The 19,543-nt window shown below is 68.9% G+C and carries 20 protein-coding genes and 1 pseudogene; 14 read left to right on the top strand and 7 right to left on the bottom strand.

Translation table 11 applies throughout. The annotated features are described in order from the left end of the window. Window positions 1-111 precede the first annotated feature (111 nt). The gene (locus ABEA43_RS33790; protein WP_345568283.1) at window positions 112-1,617 is read left to right on the top strand and encodes an AAA family ATPase; all 1,506 of its coding nucleotides are present in this window, start codon (window positions 112-114) and stop codon (window positions 1,615-1,617) included. 75 nt (window positions 1,618-1,692) lie between these two features. After that, entirely contained in the window at window positions 1,693-1,965 is a 273-nt protein-coding gene (locus tag ABEA43_RS33785; protein ID WP_345568281.1) for a glutaredoxin domain-containing protein, read from the top strand. Window positions 1,966-2,334: 369 nt separating this feature from the next. Here ABEA43_RS33785 and ABEA43_RS33780 read toward each other — a convergent pair whose 3' ends face one another. Further along, complete coding sequence (locus ABEA43_RS33780) at window positions 2,335-2,955, bottom strand: class I SAM-dependent methyltransferase (RefSeq protein ID WP_345568279.1); 621 nt, start codon at window positions 2,953-2,955, stop codon at window positions 2,335-2,337. Window positions 2,956-3,079: 124 nt separating this feature from the next. Between ABEA43_RS33780 and ABEA43_RS33775 the strand changes: the two genes are divergently transcribed. Further along, complete coding sequence (locus ABEA43_RS33775; RefSeq protein WP_345568277.1) at window positions 3,080-3,613, top strand: RNA polymerase sigma factor; 534 nt, start codon at window positions 3,080-3,082, stop codon at window positions 3,611-3,613. Next, on the top strand, window positions 3,610-4,785 hold the full coding sequence (locus tag ABEA43_RS33770) for a CU044_5270 family protein (RefSeq protein WP_345568275.1): 1,176 nt from the start codon (window positions 3,610-3,612) through the stop codon (window positions 4,783-4,785). Before ABEA43_RS33775 ends, ABEA43_RS33770 begins: the two co-directional genes overlap by 4 nt. A 26-nt stretch (window positions 4,786-4,811) precedes the next feature. On the opposite strand, the gene ABEA43_RS33765 is transcribed toward ABEA43_RS33770, so the two are convergent. From ABEA43_RS33765 to ABEA43_RS33755, 3 genes are all read right to left on the bottom strand, one after another. After that, window positions 4,812-5,219, bottom strand: a complete 408-nt coding sequence (locus tag ABEA43_RS33765; protein WP_345568273.1) for a hypothetical protein — start codon at window positions 5,217-5,219, stop codon at window positions 4,812-4,814. A gap of 12 nt (window positions 5,220-5,231) precedes the next feature. Then, window positions 5,232-5,477: a hypothetical protein gene (locus tag ABEA43_RS33760; protein WP_345568271.1), complete on the bottom strand. Its 246-nt coding sequence runs from the start codon at window positions 5,475-5,477 to the stop codon at window positions 5,232-5,234. 72 nt (window positions 5,478-5,549) lie between these two features. Next, window positions 5,550-6,170, bottom strand: coding sequence for a TetR/AcrR family transcriptional regulator (locus ABEA43_RS33755; RefSeq protein WP_345568269.1), 621 nt, complete (start codon window positions 6,168-6,170; stop codon window positions 5,550-5,552). 79 nt (window positions 6,171-6,249) lie between these two features. Between ABEA43_RS33755 and ABEA43_RS33750 the strand changes: the two genes are divergently transcribed. From ABEA43_RS33750 to ABEA43_RS33725, 6 genes and pseudogenes are all read left to right on the top strand, one after another. After that, on the top strand, window positions 6,250-7,695 hold the full coding sequence (locus ABEA43_RS33750; RefSeq protein ID WP_345568267.1) for a DHA2 family efflux MFS transporter permease subunit: 1,446 nt from the start codon (window positions 6,250-6,252) through the stop codon (window positions 7,693-7,695). After that, window positions 7,692-8,477 carry an SDR family NAD(P)-dependent oxidoreductase gene (locus ABEA43_RS33745; RefSeq protein WP_345568265.1) on the top strand — a complete coding sequence of 262 codons (786 nt, stop codon included), beginning with the start codon at window positions 7,692-7,694 and terminating at the stop codon, window positions 8,475-8,477. Before ABEA43_RS33750 ends, ABEA43_RS33745 begins: the two co-directional genes overlap by 4 nt. 82 nt (window positions 8,478-8,559) lie before the next feature. Beyond that, window positions 8,560-9,747 carry an RtcB family protein gene (locus ABEA43_RS33740; RefSeq protein ID WP_345568263.1) on the top strand — a complete coding sequence of 396 codons (1,188 nt, stop codon included), beginning with the start codon at window positions 8,560-8,562 and terminating at the stop codon, window positions 9,745-9,747. Window positions 9,748-9,963: 216 nt separating this feature from the next. Next, a pseudogene (locus ABEA43_RS33735) lies at window positions 9,964-10,128 on the top strand (AAA family ATPase); the annotation flags it as partial. A 321-nt stretch (window positions 10,129-10,449) separates the two neighbouring features. Continuing rightward, window positions 10,450-11,265, top strand: coding sequence for an AAA family ATPase (locus tag ABEA43_RS33730; RefSeq protein WP_345568506.1), 816 nt, complete (start codon window positions 10,450-10,452; stop codon window positions 11,263-11,265). Next, window positions 11,262-11,972, top strand: a complete 711-nt coding sequence (locus ABEA43_RS33725; protein ID WP_345568260.1) for an HNH endonuclease family protein — start codon at window positions 11,262-11,264, stop codon at window positions 11,970-11,972. Before ABEA43_RS33730 ends, ABEA43_RS33725 begins: the two co-directional genes overlap by 4 nt. Before the next feature lie 79 nt (window positions 11,973-12,051). On the opposite strand, the gene ABEA43_RS33720 is transcribed toward ABEA43_RS33725, so the two are convergent. Both ABEA43_RS33720 and ABEA43_RS33715 read right to left on the bottom strand, forming a co-directional pair. Further along, window positions 12,052-12,693 carry a glycosyltransferase 87 family protein gene (locus tag ABEA43_RS33720; protein WP_345568258.1) on the bottom strand — a complete coding sequence of 214 codons (642 nt, stop codon included), beginning with the start codon at window positions 12,691-12,693 and terminating at the stop codon, window positions 12,052-12,054. 508 nt (window positions 12,694-13,201) lie between these two features. After that, a complete protein-coding gene (locus ABEA43_RS33715; protein WP_345568256.1) occupies window positions 13,202-14,740 on the bottom strand; it encodes a hypothetical protein in 1,539 nt (512 codons plus the stop codon). A 67-nt stretch (window positions 14,741-14,807) separates the two neighbouring features. Between ABEA43_RS33715 and ABEA43_RS33710 the strand changes: the two genes are divergently transcribed. Continuing rightward, entirely contained in the window at window positions 14,808-14,936 is a 129-nt protein-coding gene (locus ABEA43_RS33710; RefSeq protein ID WP_345568254.1) for a hypothetical protein, read from the top strand. Between the two features lie 104 nt (window positions 14,937-15,040). Here the strand turns inward: ABEA43_RS33710 and ABEA43_RS33705 are convergent, their stop codons facing one another. Next, complete coding sequence (locus tag ABEA43_RS33705) at window positions 15,041-16,030, bottom strand: LacI family DNA-binding transcriptional regulator (protein ID WP_345568252.1); 990 nt, start codon at window positions 16,028-16,030, stop codon at window positions 15,041-15,043. 335 nt (window positions 16,031-16,365) lie between these two features. On the opposite strand from ABEA43_RS33705, the gene ABEA43_RS33700 reads away from it, so the two are divergent. From ABEA43_RS33700 to ABEA43_RS33690, 3 genes are all read left to right on the top strand, one after another. Beyond that, the gene (locus ABEA43_RS33700; RefSeq protein ID WP_345568250.1) at window positions 16,366-18,084 is read left to right on the top strand and encodes a discoidin domain-containing protein; all 1,719 of its coding nucleotides are present in this window, start codon (window positions 16,366-16,368) and stop codon (window positions 18,082-18,084) included. Window positions 18,085-18,101: 17 nt separating this feature from the next. Then, window positions 18,102-18,944, top strand: coding sequence for a DUF1996 domain-containing protein (locus ABEA43_RS33695; protein WP_345568248.1), 843 nt, complete (start codon window positions 18,102-18,104; stop codon window positions 18,942-18,944). 61 nt (window positions 18,945-19,005) lie between these two features. Further along, a complete protein-coding gene (locus ABEA43_RS33690) occupies window positions 19,006-19,533 on the top strand; it encodes a DUF305 domain-containing protein (RefSeq protein WP_345568246.1) in 528 nt (175 codons plus the stop codon). The last annotated feature ends 10 nt before the right edge of the window (window positions 19,534-19,543 follow it).

Genomic DNA, 19,543 nt, shown 5'->3' with positions numbered 1-19,543 from the left:
GTCGTCCGCTCGGACGCATGACGAGGAGGTGCTATTCACCTTCAGTCGACGCCGGCCACACGTGCTCCTACCTCATAGTCTAATTAGTACGTCTTGCTGCATACTAATTAGGTGCAGAAGCCTTCTAGAGTGCTGTCCCGGGATGCCGAGTGGTCAGCCCTGACGCAGTTCGTCAAGCACGCCGACCCTCATCTCCGCCTGGGTGTCGTGTCCGGGCGTCGTCGCGTGGGCAAGAGCTTCCTGCTTCGCGCGTTCGCCGAAGCCACGGGCGGCCTCTACGTGTCAGCCGTCGCCGAGGAAGGGGTCGTGCCGGCGCGGCGGCGGCTCGCGGCGGAGATCGCGCGCTACGCGGGCATGGATCCCGGGCTCATAGTGGCCACGAGCTGGGAGTCTCTTCTCACCACCGCCATAGAGCTGACGTCCCGCCGTGGTGCGGAGGCGCCGGGTGTGTTCGTCATCGACGAGCTGCCGTACTGGATGGCGCACTCCCCTGAGTTGCCTGGTCTGCTCCAGCTGCTGTACGACCAGTCGCAGGCGGGGCAGGGCGCGACGGGTGGACGGGTGATCGTCTGCGGTTCGGCCATGTCGGTGATGAACGACCTGCTCTCCGGGACCAAGGCGCTACGCGGACGGGCCGCGATCGATCTCTGTCTCAGTCCGTTCGATCTGGCGACCAATGCGCAGCACTGGGGGATCGAGGATCCGGCTGCGGCCCTGCGCGTCCATGCGATCCTCGGCGGATCCCCCGGTTACCGCAATCTCGCCAATGTCGATCCGCCACGCACCTCTGCCGAGCTCGACACGTGGGTTCCGGCCACCGTCCTGGACCCGCGTCAGGCGCTCTTCTCGGGAAGCGAGGCCGAGTACCTGCTGCGCGAGGATCCCAAGTTCACCGGGAGCGCGTTGCACTACGCGATCATCAACGCGGTCGCGAACGGCGCTACGAGTCCGTCGAAGATCGGCGGGTTGCTGGAGCAGTCACGTGGTTCGCTCACCCGGCCCATGGACGCGCTGGTGAGCGCGGGCTATCTGCGGTACGACAGCGACCCGCTATGGGAGCGACGTCCGGTGATCACCGTCGCGGACCCCATCGTCGGTTTCCACAATTCGATCACCGTGCCACAGCTCGACCTCGTCGAGACCGGTCAGTCGGCGGAGGCCTGGCGGCGTGCGCGGCCGGCGTTCGCCGCTCGCGTCCTGGGGCCGCATTTCGAGAGCTGTGCGAGAGAGTGGCTGCGTGGCCAGACCGCCACCGAGCTCCGGGGAGACGCGAGCCAGGTGGCATCGACGGTCGTCAACGACAAGAACGGGCGGGCGAAGCACGAGATCGACGTCGTCGCTCTGGACAAGAGGTCGGGGCGGGCGGTCATCAGCCTCATCGGCGAGGCCAAGGCCACGATCATCCCGCGCACCGTGGCGGATCTCGATCGGCTCGATCGGCTCAAGGAGTTGCTCGCGCAGCACGGCCACGACACGGCGTCGTCGGTCCTGGCCCTCTTCTCGGCGGAGGGCTTCCGGCCGGAGCTCGTCACTGAGGCGCGCCGCAGAGGCGATGTCCTTCTGGTGGACCTGCCTGCTCTCCTCGGCGTCGGCGATCCGGTGGTCGTTCCAGGCTGAGGCCGTCTTGTGGTCTTTCCTGGCTTGGGGTTGCGTAGGGAAAGGGTCCCTGGCAACGGAAGTGGGCGTCGCACGATGAATGACAGCGACGGAGTGGTGCTCTACTGGCGGCCGATGTGTCCGTACTGCGTGAAGCTGCGTTTCCGCCTGCTCTTCACCAGCCTGCGCTTCACCAAGGTCAACATCTGGAAGGATCCCGGCGCGGCGGCGTTCGTCCGCTCGGTCGCGAACGGGAACGAGACCGTGCCCACCGTGACGGTCGCCGGCCGGGCGATGGTGAACCCGTCGAAGCGGCAGTTGTTCGAGGCGATCGAGACGTACGCGCCGCATCTCCTGCCTGGGCGCTGACGCGTTCCTGCTGATTATAATTGCTGTAACTATCATAGTTGTGCCTCTCATAATCGACGCGGTCCTCGAACGCTGTCGCATCCGGCCGTGAGACCGGCGTAGATCGCGACGATGGACGTATCGCCCACGCCCAGCCGGCCCCATCGGCAACCTCCCTGCCATCGCGGCGTGGGGGTCAGACGCTGGTTTAGCTTGGTTGGCATGGTGTGGGGCAGGGGGGCGGGCGCCGCGGACGTTCCAGGCGGCAGTTGCGCTGGCCCGAGCGGCTTTCTGGAAGGCGGAACTGGTCGGCCGCTCGGCCACAGCCCAGGATGCGGAGGTGGCGCGGCGCCTGTGGCGGCCTCGGGCCTCTGAAGGGCTGACAGGCCTCTAACGAGCTGGTTTGCGGGCCCAGAAGAGGGCGTGCCCGCTGCCGCCCTCCGGTACGAACTCCTGGGAGTCGACTTCCAGGCGGGCTTCGTGCAGCCAGGTCCGGTAGGTGGTCGCGTCGGTGTGGCTCCACCACATCGGTGCGGCGCCCCCGAGCCAGTTGTCTTCTGCGCCGGTCCAGGCGTCCCAGCCGGTGGTGATCAGCAGCCGGCCCGAGGGGCGCAGCCAGGTGGCGATGCGCTCGATGAGGCCGGGCTGATGCTCAAGAGGCAGGTGGATGAGGGCGTAGAGGCAGACGACCGCGTCGAAGGAGGCGGGTGGCAGGTCGAGGGTCGTGGCGTCGGCCCGCACGAAGGTCGCGGTGGGGACGAGACGACGCGCCCGCTGCAGCTGGACGTCGCTGATGTCGACTCCCGTGACCTCGTGCCCGGCTGTGGCGAGTGAACGCGCGACGGGAATGCCGCAGCCGCAGCCGAGATCGAGCACGGATGCCCGGGCGGGCAGGCGGGAGTGGAGAGCGTCGAGCCAGGGCGCGTACTCATCTTCGCCGGCGTCGTCGCCGCGGTAGCGGTAGGACAGGGTGTCGTAGCCGCGCCGGACGAGATCGGTCTCCTCGCTCATACGGGCCAGGTTACGGACCCGGGCGATTTGCGGCCCGGGTAATTTCGAGGGGGGTGTAACAACGGGAGGGCTCGGACCACTTCCTGGTGTCAGAAGAACGCATCCGGGACGAAGGGGCTGGGCGGTGGCGGATGATGCGCACCGGTTCACCGGCATGTACGACGAATGCCGGCAACGTGTGTGGGCCTACGTGGTCAGCCGTGCGGGGCGGCAGGTCGCGGACGAGGTGGTGAGCGAGACGTTCGCGATCGCCTGGCGGCGGTTGGACGACGTGCCCGAGCCGGCGCTCCCATGGTTGCTCGGCGTCGCCAGGAACGTGCTGCGTGACAACATACGCGCCGAGATCCGCAGGGAAGCGGTCGCGGCCGAGCTGCGGGCCTGGACCGAGGGGGACGTGGCCGATCTGGTGACCGAGCGGATGGGGGTGCTGCGGGCGCTGGCCGCGTTGCAGGAGGACGATCGGGAGATCCTCGTCCTCGTCGCCTGGCACGGGCTGTCCCCCAAGGAGGCCGCACGCGTGATCGGCTGTTCGTCGGCGGCGTACCGGGTGCGGCTGCATCGGGCGCGCAAGCGGCTCAAACAGGAGATGGAGTCCGCCGCGGACTCCGTACGGCCGTCCCGGTCCCATGTGCGGAACCTCAGCGAGGAGTGGTCATGAACCCCATCGACGAACTTCGGGCCGCCAGGCCCGCCCATCTCGGCGACCGGCCGGTGGACGAGCGGACCAGGGCCGTGGAGCTGGCCAGGGCCATGTCGGGGCCGCGGGGGTCGCGCGGGCCTCGGGGGCCGAGAAAGGCGCGGAAGGTCGCCGTACGGCCCGCGTGGGGGTTGGGCCTGGCCGGGGCGGCGGCCGCGGTAGCGGCGGTGGCGGTGGTCATGTCCGGGAACGGGGCGGTGCCCACCACGCCGCGCACGCCCGGCACCGGCGGGCAGGTCGCCGCGAGCGCCACGCCCACACCGGCGCGCGTGCGGTTGTCGGCGCGCGACGTGCTGCTGGCCGCGGCGGCGAAGGCCGACCGGCAGGTCGAGGGAAGCGGCGACTACTGGCACAGCGTGACGGTGAGTCGGCAGTTGCTCACCGTCAAGGACGGTGGCTACCGGGTCCTGGATCAGAGTCGCAGCGAGGGCTGGACGCCGAGCGCCGTCGGGGGAGAGCAGTGGTTCCGGAGCCGGTCGCTCGGTGCGAAGCCGGCCACCGAGGAGGATCGGAAGGCTTGGGAGCAGGCGGGCTCGCCCGCCGAGGTCGACGTGGTGGTGCCGGGCAAGCCCAAGGCGATGAGCCTGTCCACGTCCGAGGGGCGGGTCAGGACCGACCGCAGTCCGCTGGTGGACGGCGACAAGGTCTTCTGGCTGGGCCGGAACGTCACCATGAAGGACCTGCGCGGCCTGCCCAGCGAGCCGGGCAAGCTGAAGAAGCGGCTGATGGCCTCGTACGAGGGGCATGGCACCGAGTCGAGCAGCGAGAAGATGTCGGGGGACGCGTGGCTGTTCAAGGTCAGCGTCGGGCTGATCATGGACATGCCGGTGACGCCCGAGGTCAGGGGGGCGGCGTTCCGCATGCTGGCCGAGCTCGGCAACGTGGAGGTCGCCGAGAACGTGACCGACTCCGAAGGGCGGCCGGGCACGGCCGTGTCGGTCGAGGAGAGCACGCAAGGGGGCGGGGTCTCCGCGACCCGGCTGATCTTCGATGAGGCCACCGGGCAGCCGCTGGCCAACGAGGGCGTCGTGGTGAAGCCGGGCGGGATGCAGGCGGGGTTCGAGCCGGGCACCGTGTGGCACTCGTCCGTACTGCTCGAATCGGGCTGGACGGACGCCAAGCCGGCGTCCTGAGGCGCGTGATGGGGCCCGCCGGAGCGTTAGCCGCTCTGGCGGGCCTCGTCGTTGGCGTTCGTACGGATCTGCTGGATGCGCTGCTTGGTCAGCCCGAGCAGCTCGCCGATGTCCCCGTCGGACAGGCCCAGCTCGTTCATGTGCTTGACCCGCTTCTTCAGCGTCCGCGTGTAGTCCTCGGCGATCGCGGCGGCCTGGCGCTGGAGGGCGGCGAAGTCGTCGAGGTCCTGCTCCGACAGGCCCGGCAGTGCGTAGTGGAAGGTCGGCGCGGGCGGCTGGGCCCGGTCGGGGAACAGGAACGGGAGCCCTTCCGCGACGTCCCCGTGCAGCTCCTTGAGCGTACGGGCGGACATGCCGCCGGCCACGCCGTCCACCTGGGCGAGCCACAGGCTGCCCGCCATGGTGACGTGGACGTCGACGCGGTCTGCGGTCATCGAATGCTCCAGTCAGTCCTTCAGCCAGTCGTCGCCGAACAGGTGCGCCAGCCCTCGTTCGAGTGAGTCCACCAGGTGCGGCGTCTCCCCTGGGTAGAGCGGGACGATCGCGCGGGCCGCGACCCGGCCCCCGGAGTCCCACAGCAGAAGGAATCGCTGCCGCCTGGTCGTTTCCGCCCAGTCGCAGCGCAGGCCGTGGAGATGGGAGAGCCCGATGATCCGATCGCGGATGGCCGCGTAGTCGTCTCGTTCCACCACACGCGGCAGACTATATCCCTTGACTACCATCGACAAGGGGTCTTGTCGGCCTCAATGACCCATGCGTGTTGGTTACGAAGCGGCCCACGCTCGCACGAACGTCTCCACGGCCGCCGCCGCCATCGCCCGCAGCTCCGTGTCTTCGAGCTGGCGGGTGCCCATCTGGGAGCGAGCCTCCAGGGGGCCGAGGATCAGGGCCATGAACTGCTCGGCCGTCAGATCGGGATCCGTGGTGCGCAGGCGCCCGGCGAGCGCGAGCCGGGCCAGCCGGTCGGCCAGGGCCTGATTGAGGCGGTCGGGTCCCATGTCGCGGACGATGTCCAGGATGTCGGGGAAGTGGTTGATCTCCGAGTACAGCAGCCGGCGCAGCGCGCACGAGCGGCCGTCGGTGTGCAGGCGGAGCAGCGCGTACGCGACGGCTTCCAGCGTGCCGCGCAGGTCGTCGCCGGGCGTCGCGAGCGGCTCCAGGGCGGCGACCCGTTCGTCCAGGCTGGTCTGCGCGGCGGCCTCGATGGCGTGCCGGAAGAGGGTGGCCTTGTCGGTCATGTGGTTGTACACCGTCGGCTTCGCCACCCCCGCCTCGTCCGCGATCTCCTGCACGCAGGCCTGCGCGTAGCCCTGCCGGGCGAACACGGTGAACGCGCCCTGCAGAATCGCCTGCCGCTTGTCGATCCGTCCGCGCGTGGTGGTCATGTCGTCGATTGTACTCACAGGTTCAAGTTCATGGACGTACGGGTTGCGTACGAACTGATTTGGCAATTACTTTGAACCCATGAGTTCAATTGATGACGAACGGCTCGACCGGCGGCTGCTGGGCTTGATCGCCGTGGTCCTGCTCGGCGGGCTGCTGGGGATCCTCAACAGCACCATGGCCGCCGTCGCCACCGGCACCCTGGCCACCGCCTTCGGCACCTCGCTGAGCACGATCGGCTGGACGTCCACCGGGTTCCTGCTGGCCGTGACGGCCACCATCCCGTTCACCACCTGGGCCGTCGACCGGTACGGCGGCAAGCGGCTGTGGGTGGCGGGGCTGCTGCTCTTCCTGGCCGGTTCGCTGGCCGCCGGGCTGGCCTGGGACGTGGGCAGCCTGATCGCGTTCCGCGTGGTGCAGGGGCTGGGGGCGGGGCTGCTCGACCCGCTCGTGCTGATCCTGCTCGCCCGCGCCGCCGGGCCACGGCGGGCGGGGCGGGTGATGGGGCTGATGGGCGTGGTCCTGTCGCTGGGGCCCGTGCTCGGGCCGATCGCGGGCGGGGCGATTCTCGGGGCGCTGACCTGGCGGGCGATGTTCCTGATCAGCGTGGTCGTGGGCGTCGTGGCGCTGGTGCTGGCCGTGCGGGTGATCCCCGGCGACGAGCCTGCCGGGGAGACCGCCGGGCGGAGCTCGTCGCGGCTGGACGTGGTGGGGCTGGCGCTGCTCGGGCCCGGGTTCGCGGCCGTCGTGCTGGCGCTGTCGCAGACGGCCGAGCAGGGCGCGTTCGCGGCGTGGCAGGTGCTGCTGCCGCTGGGGCTGGGCGCGGCACTGCTGATCGGGTACGCCGTGCACGCGCTGCGCGGCCGTCGCGCCTCGTCGCCACCGCTGATCGACCTGGGGCTCTTCCGCAGCAGGAGCTTCAGCGCGAGCGTCACGATCATGGGACTCGGCGGGATGGGGCTGTTCGCCGGCCTGTTCGCGCTGCCCCTGTACTACCAGCAGGCGCACGGGCACGGCGTGCTGGCCGCCGGGCTGCTCATGGCCCCGCTCGGGGTGGGCGGCTCCATCGCTATGCCGCTGGCCGGGCGGCTCTCGGACCGGCTCGGCGCGCGCGGCCTGGCCGCGGGCGGGGCGGTGGTGGCCGTGCTGAGCGTGCTGGCCCTCACGCGGATCGGCCCAGACACGCCGGAGGTGTGGCCGGCGCTGGCGGCGCTCACGTTCGGGCTGGGCAGCGGTTGTTTCAGCGCCCCGACGATGGGCTCGCTGTACCGTACGCTGCCCGGGCCCATGGTGGCGCAGGGCAGCTCGGTGCTCTACATGCTCAACCAGCTCGGCGCGGCGCTCGGCGTCGCCCTGGTGACGCTGGTCGTGCAGACCTCGGCGAGTGCGATGAGCGGCCTGCGTGGCGTCTTCTGGATCGCCGTCGCCTCCAACCTGATCGTCCTGGCGCTCATCCCGTTGCTGCCGGGCAAGGCGGGGGCGCCGGCGGCTGTCGTACGAGAAGAAGAATCGGTGGGCAACGCATGAGGACACTGGTGATCACCGGCGGCACCGACGGGATGGGCCGGGCTCTGGCCCGGACCTACCTCAAGCGCGGCGACACGGTCGCCGTCGTGGGGCGGGACGCGACCAAGGCGCCGCCGGGGGCCGCGTTCATCCAGGCCGATCTGAGCCTGGTCAGGGAGAACCGGCGGGTGATCGAGGAGGTCAACGCCAGGTTCCCGGTGGTGGACGCGCTGGTGTTGTGCGCGCGGTACTTCCGTACGCACCGGTTCGTGACGGAGGAGGGGCTGGAGGGGACGTTCGCGCTGGACTACCTGAGCCGGTTCCTGCTCAGCCACGGGCTGGCCGCGCCCAGGACGATCGTGAACGTGTCGGGGCCCGGGCAGCCGGACGGGCGCATCCACTGGGGCGACCTCATGCTGGAGCGCGGGTACGAGGGCATGAGGGCCCAGTTCCAGGCCGGTAAGGCGAACGACCTGCTGGGGGTGGCGTTCGCCGCGCGACACGGCGGGCATACCCGATATGTGCTGATACATCCGGGTGGGGTGTCGACCAGCGTGGCGGGCGAGTACGACGAGGCGACCGCCGCGCACGTCGAGGCGCTCAAGCGGTACGGGATGCCGGTCGAGGAGGGGATCGAGCCCATCGTCGCGCGCATCGACGACCCGCCCGCCGAGCCGCTCAGCGCGTTCATGCGGCACCGGCGGATCGGCCTGGATCTGCCGTCCTTCGACCGCCGGGCGGCGGAGCGGCTGCACGAGCTCACGCTGAGACTGACGGATTCGCAGGCGGCGGAACGGCACTAAATCGGTTGCCGGGGGCGCGTGAATTCTGGCCTGATAGATCGCGTTCGGGATGTGGCCACTCGCCGGGAGGAGGCGATACGAGATGACGTACAACGAGGTGACCGGAACCAGGCATCCGCTCAGGATGTGGGCGGAGCCGGAGACGGTCGATCCGCAGGCGATGCAGCAGTTGCGCAACGTGGCGAACCTGGAGTGGGTGCACGGTGTCGCCGTCATGCCCGACGTGCATCACGGCAAGGGCGCGACGGTGGGCTCGGTCATCGCCATGAAGGACGCCGTGTCGCCGGCCGCGGTCGGCGTGGACATCGGGTGCGGGATGACGGCGGTGAAGACGACGTACAAGTCTTCGCAGCTCCCCGACAACCTGGCCTACCTGCGCGGAAAGCTGGAGCAGGCCGTGCCCGTGGGCTTCGGCCACCACAAGCGGCCCGTCAATCCCGGCAACGTGCACGGGATGCGGACGTCCGGGTGGGCGGAGTTCTGGAAGGACTTCGACGAGCTCGCGCCCGCCGTGCACGCCCGGCGCGAGCGCGCCGAGGTGCAGATGGGCACGCTCGGGGGCGGCAACCACTTCCTGGAGGTGTGCGCCGACGACGAGGGCGTCGTGTGGGTCGTGCTGCACTCGGGCTCGCGCAACATCGGCAAGGAGCTGGCCGAGCACCACATCGGGGTCGCTCGCGGGCTGTCGCACAATCAGGGGCTGGTGGACCGCGACCTGGCGGTGTTCCTCGGCAGGACGCCGGAGATGGACGCCTACCGGCGCGACCTGTTCTGGGCGCAGGACTACGCGCGGCGCAACCGGGCGCTGATGATGGGCCTCGTCTGCGACGTCCTGCGGCGTCACCTGCCGAACATCACGTTCGAGCAGCCGATCTCCTGCCACCACAACTATGTGGCGGAGGAGCGGTACGACGGCGTGGACGTGCTCGTGACCCGCAAGGGCGCGATCCGGGCGGGCAGCGGTGACCTGGGGATCATCCCGGGCTCGATGGCCACCGGGACCTACATCGTCAAGGGCCTGGGCAACAGCCTGGCCTTCAACTCGGCCTCGCACGGGGCGGGGCGGAAGATGAGCCGGACCCGGGCCAAGAAGACGTTCACCGTCAAGGATCTGGAGGAGCAGACGCGGGGCGTGGAGTGCCGTAAGGACTCCGGGGTGGTGGACGAGATTCCGGGGGCGTACAAGGACCTGGAGTCCGTGATGGCGGCCCAGACGGACCTGGTGCAGGTGGTCGCGCACCTGCGGCAGCTCGTCTGCATCAAGGGCTGAGCACGCCTAGTTCGGTACGGCAGGACCACCAGGGGAAGACGACCAGAGCGGGGGCGGGTCCGACGTTGTCGGGACCCGCCCCGCGAGAGCCATTCGACTCTCTGATTCCTGTGGACGCCAAGTTGGATCCAAGCCAAGATGTAGCTCTTGGAGGCCCATCGGCTCCATTCCCGTAGAGTGCGTGGATGACCTGCGGACGCGGGAAGAGGGATCAATATGTATATATCTAAACTTGTCATCCAAGGGATCCGTGGATTCTCCGGACCGCGAGAGGTGGCGCTCGACTTCAACAGGCCGGATGGATCCTATGCAGGATGGACGGTTCTAGCCGGGCGGAACGGATCTGGAAAAACAACGATCCTCCAGGCGGTTGCCCTGGGGATCGTCGGAGATTACTTCATACGCGGCTGGGATGTTTGGAGCGGAAGGCGAGAGGGCGAGCAAGCACGTATCAGCGTCACGGTCGTTCAAGATTCGAAGTTTGACGGTGGATTGGACTTCGGGGCACAGGTCTTTGAATTGCGATGGGATGACGAAGGTCATCCTTATGTTCCGCAGCGGTCCGCGGGTTCGCACAGGAGAGGGAAGGGCGCTAGGGCTCTCCGCTTTGGTCCGGGTGAAGGATGGTTCTTTGCGGGCTACGGTCCATTTCGTAGACTCTCGCCTGTCGCGTTCGGCCGCGGAGAATCATCGCGTTCAGCTGTGTACGCTGGATTGCGTACTCTCTTCGATGAGGACGTCACCCTCACGGAGGGGGTCGGTTGGCTGATCGAGCAACATCTGTATCAGCTGGAGGGGCGCCCCAGGGCAGCGGAACTTCTGGATGTCGTTTTGTCGCTGTTGGCTGACGGGATGCTTCCTGACGGGTATAAGGTCGTTCGCGTCGACTCCGATGGACTATGGTTGCAGCGGGATAATGGCGCGGAGACCTCACTTCAGCAGATGAGCGAGGGGTACCGAACGGTCACGGCTGTCGTCGTCGACATCATCAGACAGATGCATCTGGCATACGGCAGTCTGCATATCACCCATCAAGGAGACACGCCGACGCTTTCCTATCCAGGCGTGATCCTCGTCGATGAGATCGAGAACCATCTCCATGTCGGCTGGCAGAAAAGAATCGGCGAGTGGCTGACGAGCCACTTTCCGCTGGTGCAGTTCATTGTGACTACGCACAGCCCGTACGTGTGTCAGACGGCTGATCCGAATGGTCTTATCGCGCTTCCTGGCCCCCATGAGTCGAAATCTGCGCACGTAGTCGATCGGGATCTCTATGAGCGGGTCGTGTACGGCTCGGGCGACGACGCAATCTTGACGGAGCTTTTCGGAGTCGACAGCCCGTATTCAACACGGGCTGAAGATATCCGTCGGCAGCTCGGTGACCTTGAAGACAAAGTCTTGAGTGGGACTGCCTCGGAAGCAGAGATCGAAAGTTACCGGAAGCTCAGTCACATGCTTGAGAGCTCGCTTTCGGCTCGTGTCGATGAGGTGTCTTCGCGTCTAAGGGGACAAGCTTGATTCGCATCCGCCGTACAAATCTGGATGCCGACCTGACGCTTAAGCTGCTGAACCGAACGGAACAGCTCAAGATGGTAGATGCTAGTCCAAGTATTGCTCGTCAAGCTTGGCGCGGCGCTCCCGTGGAAAAAGATCAGCTTCGTGTGGCATTGCGTCGAATGTCGAGATCCATTGAGCGATGCATGTACTGTAGCGACAGTCGAGGCACGGATGTTGACCACTTTGAGCCCATCAAGTTGTCGCCGTTTCGCACCTTTGACTGGATGAACCATTTGCTGGCCTGCTCATCTTGCAACAGCAACGCCAAGCGAGATCTGTATCCGGTCGACAGCGTCGGAGCGCCCTTGCTCATTGATCCGACGGTGGACGATCCTTTTGATCACCTCAGGCTGATTCTGTCGACCGGTGCGTATCGCTGGAACACCTCCAAAGGGCAAGCGACCATCGAAGTCTTTCAGCTCAACCGTGCCGATCTGCGCAGAGGCAGGGAGCTTGCCTTCCCACGATGCCAGGCGATGCTTCGGGACTATCTCCGTCTACAGGGATCTGGAAAGGGCCGGGACGCGCTTAAAATGCTGAACGCCCTCCAAGAGCAACCTTTTGCCGATGTGCTACACGCGATGTATCGGACTATGACCATCCCTGGCGCCGACATCGTCCTGGGTGGTCTGGAGGTTCTGGAGGCTCTCCGTATGTCGCAACGGTAATTGGTGCGGAGCGCCCGGACCGCAGGGCCCGGCTGGCCGAATTGGGGTGCTGCTCTCCGCACGTACCACCAGGTGGTGATCACCAGGCCGGCCGTCCTGGAGGATCTTTCCGAGTACGAGCGCCGGTACCCCCGTGGGCTGCGGAGCCAGTACGGCGACGCCCAGGTACGGGATGGGGATGGTGAAGGCAAGCCAGATCGACGCCGCGCCCAGACGTCGCTTCACGGACATGCCGGATTCCAGCAGCGCCCCGACGGTGAGGATGATCCAGGTGAAGTGGTGGATCCACCCGACCGGCGAAAGCAGCGCGGTCAGCAGCCCGACCATGGAGACCGCCGCGACCTCCTGCCGCGCGGACCAGAGCAGATAGGCCGTACGAAACCCCGATCACGCCGACCGCCGCCACCAGGATCATCCAGAGCACGCTGGTGACGCCGCTGTCCAGATAGAGCCGCAGGAGCATGCCGCGCAGGGACTGATTGGTGGTGGCGTTGTTGGCCCCGACGCGATCGCTGTCCAGCAGGACGTGGAACCAGAAGCGGGCTGTTTCTTCGGGAATCATCATGAAGGGGATCAGCACGCCGCGGGTCACCCAAGGCGCTTTGACCGTGCGGTCCAGCAGGCACAGCGCGGTCAGGAGGATGCCGACCTGGCCGAAGCGGACCTGATACTGCATCGGCATCAGGTACGTCGAAGCGATGAGCGCAGCCGCCAGTGCCACGGGCCCCCAGCGCCCGGATCGGCGGAGGAACGGGCGGAAGGCGATGGCCCCGGCAGTGGTCAGGCTTACGAGAAGCACACCTTGTCCAGACCCATTGCGCTACCAGCCAGGGCAGCGCGGCGAGCGAGGCGGCCAGCAGTGCGGCGATGGGCGGATAGGTGAACGGCAGCAACTGCGGGGCGGGGGTGAGGTAGTCGTAGATCGCACGACCCGGCAGGAAGCTCTGCCCGCCCTCGCGGTAGACCGCCAGATCCACCAGTCGCTGATCGTCGGGATTGGTCAGCCAGTGAAGCACCAGCGGGGCGATCGCGGTGATCGTGATGAGGGCGGCGCACGTCCATGCCAGTGCCCGCAGGAGGTTTTGAGCCGGCACCGTCGGATGTCGTGCCACCACGCGCTGTCTCTCCCCCCGGCTCCCGCACTGCGATGTGGGTCGCGAGTGCCTGGGCAACAAGGACATCATCATGACAGTGCGTGCACGCCGAGCCTGAACGTGCGCTTCGAGAGGTCAGCCGCGTGGGCGGTAGACGACCTTCTCCGTCGAGCGGCCGGGATAGACGATGATGAGGTGCTCCTCCAGCGGCGCGTCGGGGTCGTTCTCGTCCGATGGCAGCGTGCGGGCGTGGACGCGCAGGCGGTAGTGGCCTGGACCGGCGATGGCCAGGTCGGGCAGTGGCCCGGTCGCCCCGCCGTCGCCGCCCTTGGGGTACGCCGGCACGCCCAGGTGGCCGCTGCGGCTGGCGATGCCCACCTCGACCACCTGGTCCCAGCCGGTGAGCCGGAGCGGCGGGGCGCGGTCGAAGGCCTTGACGGTCAGGCACATCGGCGCGTTCTCCCCGTAGGTCACGATGGCGGCGCTGCTGCCCGCGGCGTCGATGAACCCGTCCTCGACGGCGTCGAAGATGTCGGCGACGTCATCGCCGTCCCCGTAGATGTCCCCGGGATCGCCTCCGCTGTCGTCGCGGTCGTCGAAGACGGCGTAGCCACCCCCTTCGGACAGCATGTACGCGGCCGTGCCCTGTCGCCTGGCCCGCACCTTGGGCCACGGGTCGGCGCACCGGGCGTTCGCCTCGGCCTTCCACGTGGCCTCCTGCAGGTCACGCTCGGCCTGACGGCGGTCGGCGTCGGCGTTCTGCCGGGCGACGATGCCGGGGCACAGGTACTCCAGGGCCGCGGTCAGCTCGATGGTGTCCCCCGTGCCGCCCGCCCGCTTGTGCAGCGCGTGCCGTTCCTGCTCGCCGGGCAGCGCGCACAGCTGCGCGCCGTAGGCGAGGACGCGCTGGTCGGCCAGGTCCTCGGGGAACATCGAGTCCGCGGCGAAGGTCTCACCCCTGGCCAGGCAGAGGAACGACCGCCGCCGCTCAGCGGGCCCGAGGCCGGGCCCGAGGCCGGTCGCGGGCCGGAGCCGGTCGCGGCAGCCCTCGTCCGCGGCCGTGTAGGTGAGCCGGGCGTCCCCCTCGGCGCCGACGACGGCCATCGGCAGCACGAGCACGACGGCGGCGGCGAGCAGCCGCGGCGTCCGCCCGATGCCGGGCGGCGCGACGGCCGGGCCGGGCGCGGCGGCGAGCTCGTGCGCGGTGCGCGCCGCCCACACGACGACCAGCGCGTCGAGCGCCATGGCTAGTGACAGGCCGTCGAACGTCAGCCGTCCGACCTGGAGCAGAGCGTAGATCTGCGGGACGAGGAGTGCGGTCCAGCCGATGGCGACCGTGACGGCGCTGAACCGCTCGTCGCGCCGCTGCCCAGCGATGATCATCGCCTTGCAAGCGACGGTCGCCAGCCCCAGCAGGAACAACGTCGTCAGCAGCGGGGACCCGGCGAACGGCCGCAGCGCCGCGGCCAGGACCCCGGCCAGGCCGAGCCCGATGGCGATGATCCGGAACCGGGCCGGCACCCCGGCGAGGGCCCGCACCAGCAGGACCATGGTGGCGGTCCACACGGCCCATCGCGCGGCGTACTCCGCGACGCCGGACAGAGCGTCGAGGAGGTCCCAGAGCAGCAGGTCGCCGGCCACGTTCGCGTAGAGCAGGCGCCGCAGCCACACCACGTCGCGCGGCAGCGCCCCGGCGCGCGGCGCGGCCGGGCCGCGCAGGATCTGCCACAGCGCCCACGCGTTGAGCGCGCAGATCGCCGCGGGCAGGAGCCGGACCCCGTCGTCCCACTGCCATGATCTCGCCGTCGCGACGACGGCGAACCACCGCCCGCCGTCGTACCAGGCGGCGGCGACGGCGGCGGTCAGGTAGAGCGCGACGGCGACGGCGGCCGGACGCCCGAAGCGGTAGCGGGCGACGGAGGCCCGGAGTAAGGCGATGATGCGGATGATCTTATTGGAGCGGCCGGGGGCGCTTTACGACGATTCCCGTACGACGAGGTCGGCGGGGAGGAGTACGGGGGTGTCCGGGTCGCCGTCGAACAGGCCGAGCAGGAGGTCCACCGTGGCGGTGGCCCAGTCGGCCATCGGGCTGTGGACGGTGGTCAGGGCCGGGGTGGTGTAGAGGGCGGCCTCGATGTCGTCGAAGCCGACGACCGCCACGTCCTCCGGCACGCGGCGGCCCGACTCGCGCAGGGTGCGCAGGGCGCCGATGGCCATGAGGTCGTTGGCGGCGAAGACGGCGTCGAGCCCGGGGTCGTCCTGGAGGAGCTGGCGCATGGCGTCGGCGCCGGAGATCCGGGTGAAGTCGCCGAGCGCCACGATCGAGCGGTGGCCGGTTTCGCGCATGACGGCGGTGTAGCCGGTGAGGCGTTCCTGGGAGGCGATCATGTCGAGCGGGCCCGTGATGGTGGCGACGCGGCGTCTGCCTCGTTGAAGGAGATGGCGTACGGCGAGGCCGGCGCCGCCGAGGTTGTCGTTGTCCACGTACGGGACGGCCGGGTTCATCCGGCCCAGCGAGGCGATCGGGATGCCCTTGCGGGCCAGGGCGGCGGGCAGGGAGTCGGCGCCGTGCATGGAGACGAGCATGACGCCGTCCACGTGACCGGCGGCGACGTACCGGGCCACTCTGGCGCGGCCGTCGTCCGAGCCGGCCAGCATGAGCACCACCTGCTTGCCGGCGGCCTCCAGCTTCCTGCTGGCCTGGCGGACCACGGCCGAGAACATCGGATCGTCGGAGACCAGGCCCTTGGGCGGGTCGGAGACGACGAGGGCGACCGCGTTCGTGCGGCGGGTGGCGAGGTTGCGCGCGGCGGCATGCGGAACGTAGCCGAGCTCCCTGACGGCTCTCAGCACGACGTCGCGGATGGAGGGGGCGACGGTCGACGCGCCGTTGATCACGCGGGAGACGCTGGACTTGGAGACGCCGGCGCGGGCGGCGACGGCTTCGAGGGTGGGTCGGTTCACGGCGCTGCGGGGTCCTTCACGAAGGGGTGGGGGTGGTGAGAGAGCGCTCCCTCATGAGGGTGCGGTGCGGGGCAGGCGGGCGTCAAGAAGGTGGCCGGATCCGGTGTTTCTCCGGTGCCTGGCCGGATATGGGTGGAGGTGGCGATGGGTTGGGCATCGTTGCTGTTCAGGTCTATGGAAGAACTCCAGGGAGTTGCTGAGAGAGCGCTCTCTTTGATGTCAGGATGGTTTCCACAGGGTTAACCAGGACCTTGACAGGGGTTACCGACGCGAGCAGTCTCCATCTCAGGGAGCGCTCCCCCGAACCCCTCTCCCCTTACACTGACGGAGACGTCGTGAGTCCACCCCTCAGCCCAGGCGTCCGCCGCCTGGGGACACTCCTCGCCCTCATGCTCACCCTGTCACTCCTGGCGGTGCCGCCCGCCTCCGCCGCCTCCCTGCTGTCCCAGGGCAAGCCCGCCACCGCCGCCTCCACGGAAAGCGCCGCCGCCTTCCCCGCCTCGGCGGCCGTGGACGGCAACGCGGGCACCCGCTGGTCCAGCGCCTTCTCCGACCCGCAATGGATCCAGGTGGACCTCGGCGCCACCGCGTCCATCTCCCAGGTGCAGCTCACCTGGGAGGCCGCGTACGCCACCGCCTTCCAGGTCCAGGCGTCCACCGACGGCGCGTCCTGGACGAATCTCCACTCCACGACCACCGGCACCGGCGGCGACCAGACGCTGAACGTCTCCGGCAGCGGCCGGTACGTCCGCGTCCTCGGCACCCAGCGCGCCACCCAGTACGGCTACAGCCTCTGGGAGTTCAAGGTCTACGGCACCGGCGGCGGGACGGGCGGCGAGCGGCTGCTGTCGTACAACAAGCCCGGCGTCGCCTCCACCTCGCAGCACGACGCCAACTGCTGGGAGTGCACCCCGGCCAGGGCGTTCGACCTCGACCCTGCCAGCAGGTGGGCGACCAGCTCCACCACCGGCTGGGTGGACCCGGGCTGGATCTACGTGGACCTGGGCGCGACCGCGCAGATCAGCAAGGTCGTGCTGCAGTGGGATCCGGCCCATGCCAGGTCGTACCAGCTCCAGGTCTCCGGCGACGCCGCCAGCTGGACGACGATCTACAGCACGACCAGCAGCGCCGGGTTCAAGCAGACGCTCAACGTCAGCGGATCCGGCCGGTACGTCCGGATGTACGGCACCCAGCGAGCCACCGCCTACGGCTACAGCCTGTGGGAGTTCCAGGTGTACGGCACCGGCGGCAATCCCACCGACCCGCCCGCCCCGCCGAAGGACCCGGCCAACCCGCCGGCCCTGGTGTGGAGCGATGAGTTCAACGGCGCGAGCGGCACCAAGCCCGACGCCGCCAAGTGGCGGGCCGACCCGGGCACCGGGCCGAACAACGAGCTGGAGTACTACACCAACCACGACAACGCCTCCATGGACGGCCAGGGGAACCTGGTCATGGAGGCGCGCAAGCAGGCCACGCCGGGCAGCGCGTGCCCGACGGATCCGCTGACCGGCAGCGGCACCTGCCAGTACACCTCGGCCAGGATGAACACCGGCACGAAGTTCCACTTCACCTACGGCCGGGTCGAGGCCAGGATCAGGGTGCCCAAGGGGAACGGGTTCTGGCCGGCGTTCTGGATGATGGGAGCCGATTTCCTGACCGGGCGGCCGTGGCCGTACAACGGCGAGGTCGACATCATGGAGGTCCTCGGCAAGGACGTGAAGACGTCCTACTCGACCGTCCACGCGCCCGCGTACAACGGCGGCGGCGGTGTCGGCGCGCCCTACACGCTGCCCAGCGGGGCCGACTATTCCGACGACTTCCACGTCTGGGCCGCGAACTGGGACAGCAAGGGCATCGTCTACACGCTGGACGGCCGGACGGTGTTCACGATCAGCAAGGACCAGGTGGAGCAGACGCGCGGCCCCTGGATCTTCGACCACCCGTTCTATCTCATCCTCAACCTCGCGGTCGGCGGTGACTGGCCGGGGCCGCCCAATGCGGCCACGCCGTTCCCGGCCCGGATGCTCGTCGACTACGTACGGGTCTACCAATGATCACGAAGGGAGCCGCCATGTTCGCCTCACGACTGCTCGCGCTCTTATCCGTGCTGCTCGGCATGTTCGCCGTCGCTCCGCGCCCGGCTGACGCCCAGGTCGTACGGGTGGCCGAGTTCCTCGCCGACTGCCCGTTCAGCCACCGCCTGCCCGACGACCCGATCGTCTTCCCCGGGCTGCCGGGCGCCTCCCACATGCACAGCTTCTTCGGCAGCCGCGTCACGAACGCGCACACGAAGCTGGCCGACCTCCAGCTCGGCGCCACCAACTGCAACCCGGCCGTCGACAAATCCTCGTACTGGGTGCCGACCCTCTACCGGGACGGCGCCGCGGTGGAGCCGGCCATCGTCACCTTCTACTACCTGGGCGAAGGGGTGCGTGACGACATCATCGCCAGGACCCAGTCGCTGCCGCTCGGTCTGCGGATCGTGGCGGGCAACGCCAAGGCGACCGCGCCTGACGACTCCACGATCTCCCGGTGGTCGTGCCTGCACGCCGGGCACGTGGGCGCGTCGAAGGACTTCGTGAACTGCCCGTCGGGGACGATGCTGGAGTCGTACCTGGACTTCCCGCAGTGCTGGAACGGGCGGGACCTGGACTCCGCCGACCACAAGAGTCACATGGCCTACCCGGTGGCGGGCGCGTGCCCGAGCACGCATCCCGTGCCCGTGCCGAAGCTGCGCCAGGTGATCCGCTATCCGGTGAGCGGCGATCCGTCGCACTTCCGGCTGGCGTCGGGCGGCGGGTTCACGATGCACGGCGACTTCTTCAACGCCTGGCCGGTGGCGGAGATGGACCGGCGGGTGCGTGACTGCATCCGTCCGATCATCAAGTGCGGCGCCGACGGGCGTCCGTCGTAACGATGCTCAACGTCCGGGCGGGCGGCCCCCCGCCCGGACCTGACCTCTTGGAGAGCCGCGCGTGCCACGGATCCTCCTGCTTCTGCTTCTCATCTCCGGCTGCTCAGCCGCCGTACAGCCCGCCGCCGAGCAGCCCGCTGGGCGGTTCAGCGTCACCGACGTGGCCTGGCTGCAACTGGCCGAGGCCCTGCACGGCCGCGCGCTGCCGCTGCTGGAGCTGGCCCCCGGCCACGCGGCCGGCCGGCCGCTCGCCGATCTGTCCGTACGGCTCGCAGAACGGCACGAGAAGGGACGCGGCCGGCTCCGCGCGCTGCTCGGCCGGACCGGCGTCACCGGTGCGAACCCGCACACCCAGCACGACATGCCCGGCATGCCCACCGCCGGCGATCTGCGCGCGCTGAACGACCTCCGGGACGCCGCCTTCGACCGGCGGTTCGTCACGTTGCTCAAGGCGTACCTGGATCAGCTCGTGCTGGTGGCCAAGGGGGAGCAGAGCGCGGGCGGCGACCGCGAGGTGCGGGAGCTGGCGGCGGCGATGGAGCGCGAGCACACCACGGAGCTGGCCGAGCTGGAGCGGGCGGCTCGGTAGGTTGGTGCGC

The sequence above is a fragment of the Nonomuraea rosea genome, from assembly GCF_039539705.1.
Lineage (GTDB): Bacteria > Actinomycetota > Actinomycetes > Streptosporangiales > Streptosporangiaceae > Nonomuraea > Nonomuraea rosea.
This window is presented reverse-complemented; position numbering and strand designations above follow the sequence as displayed.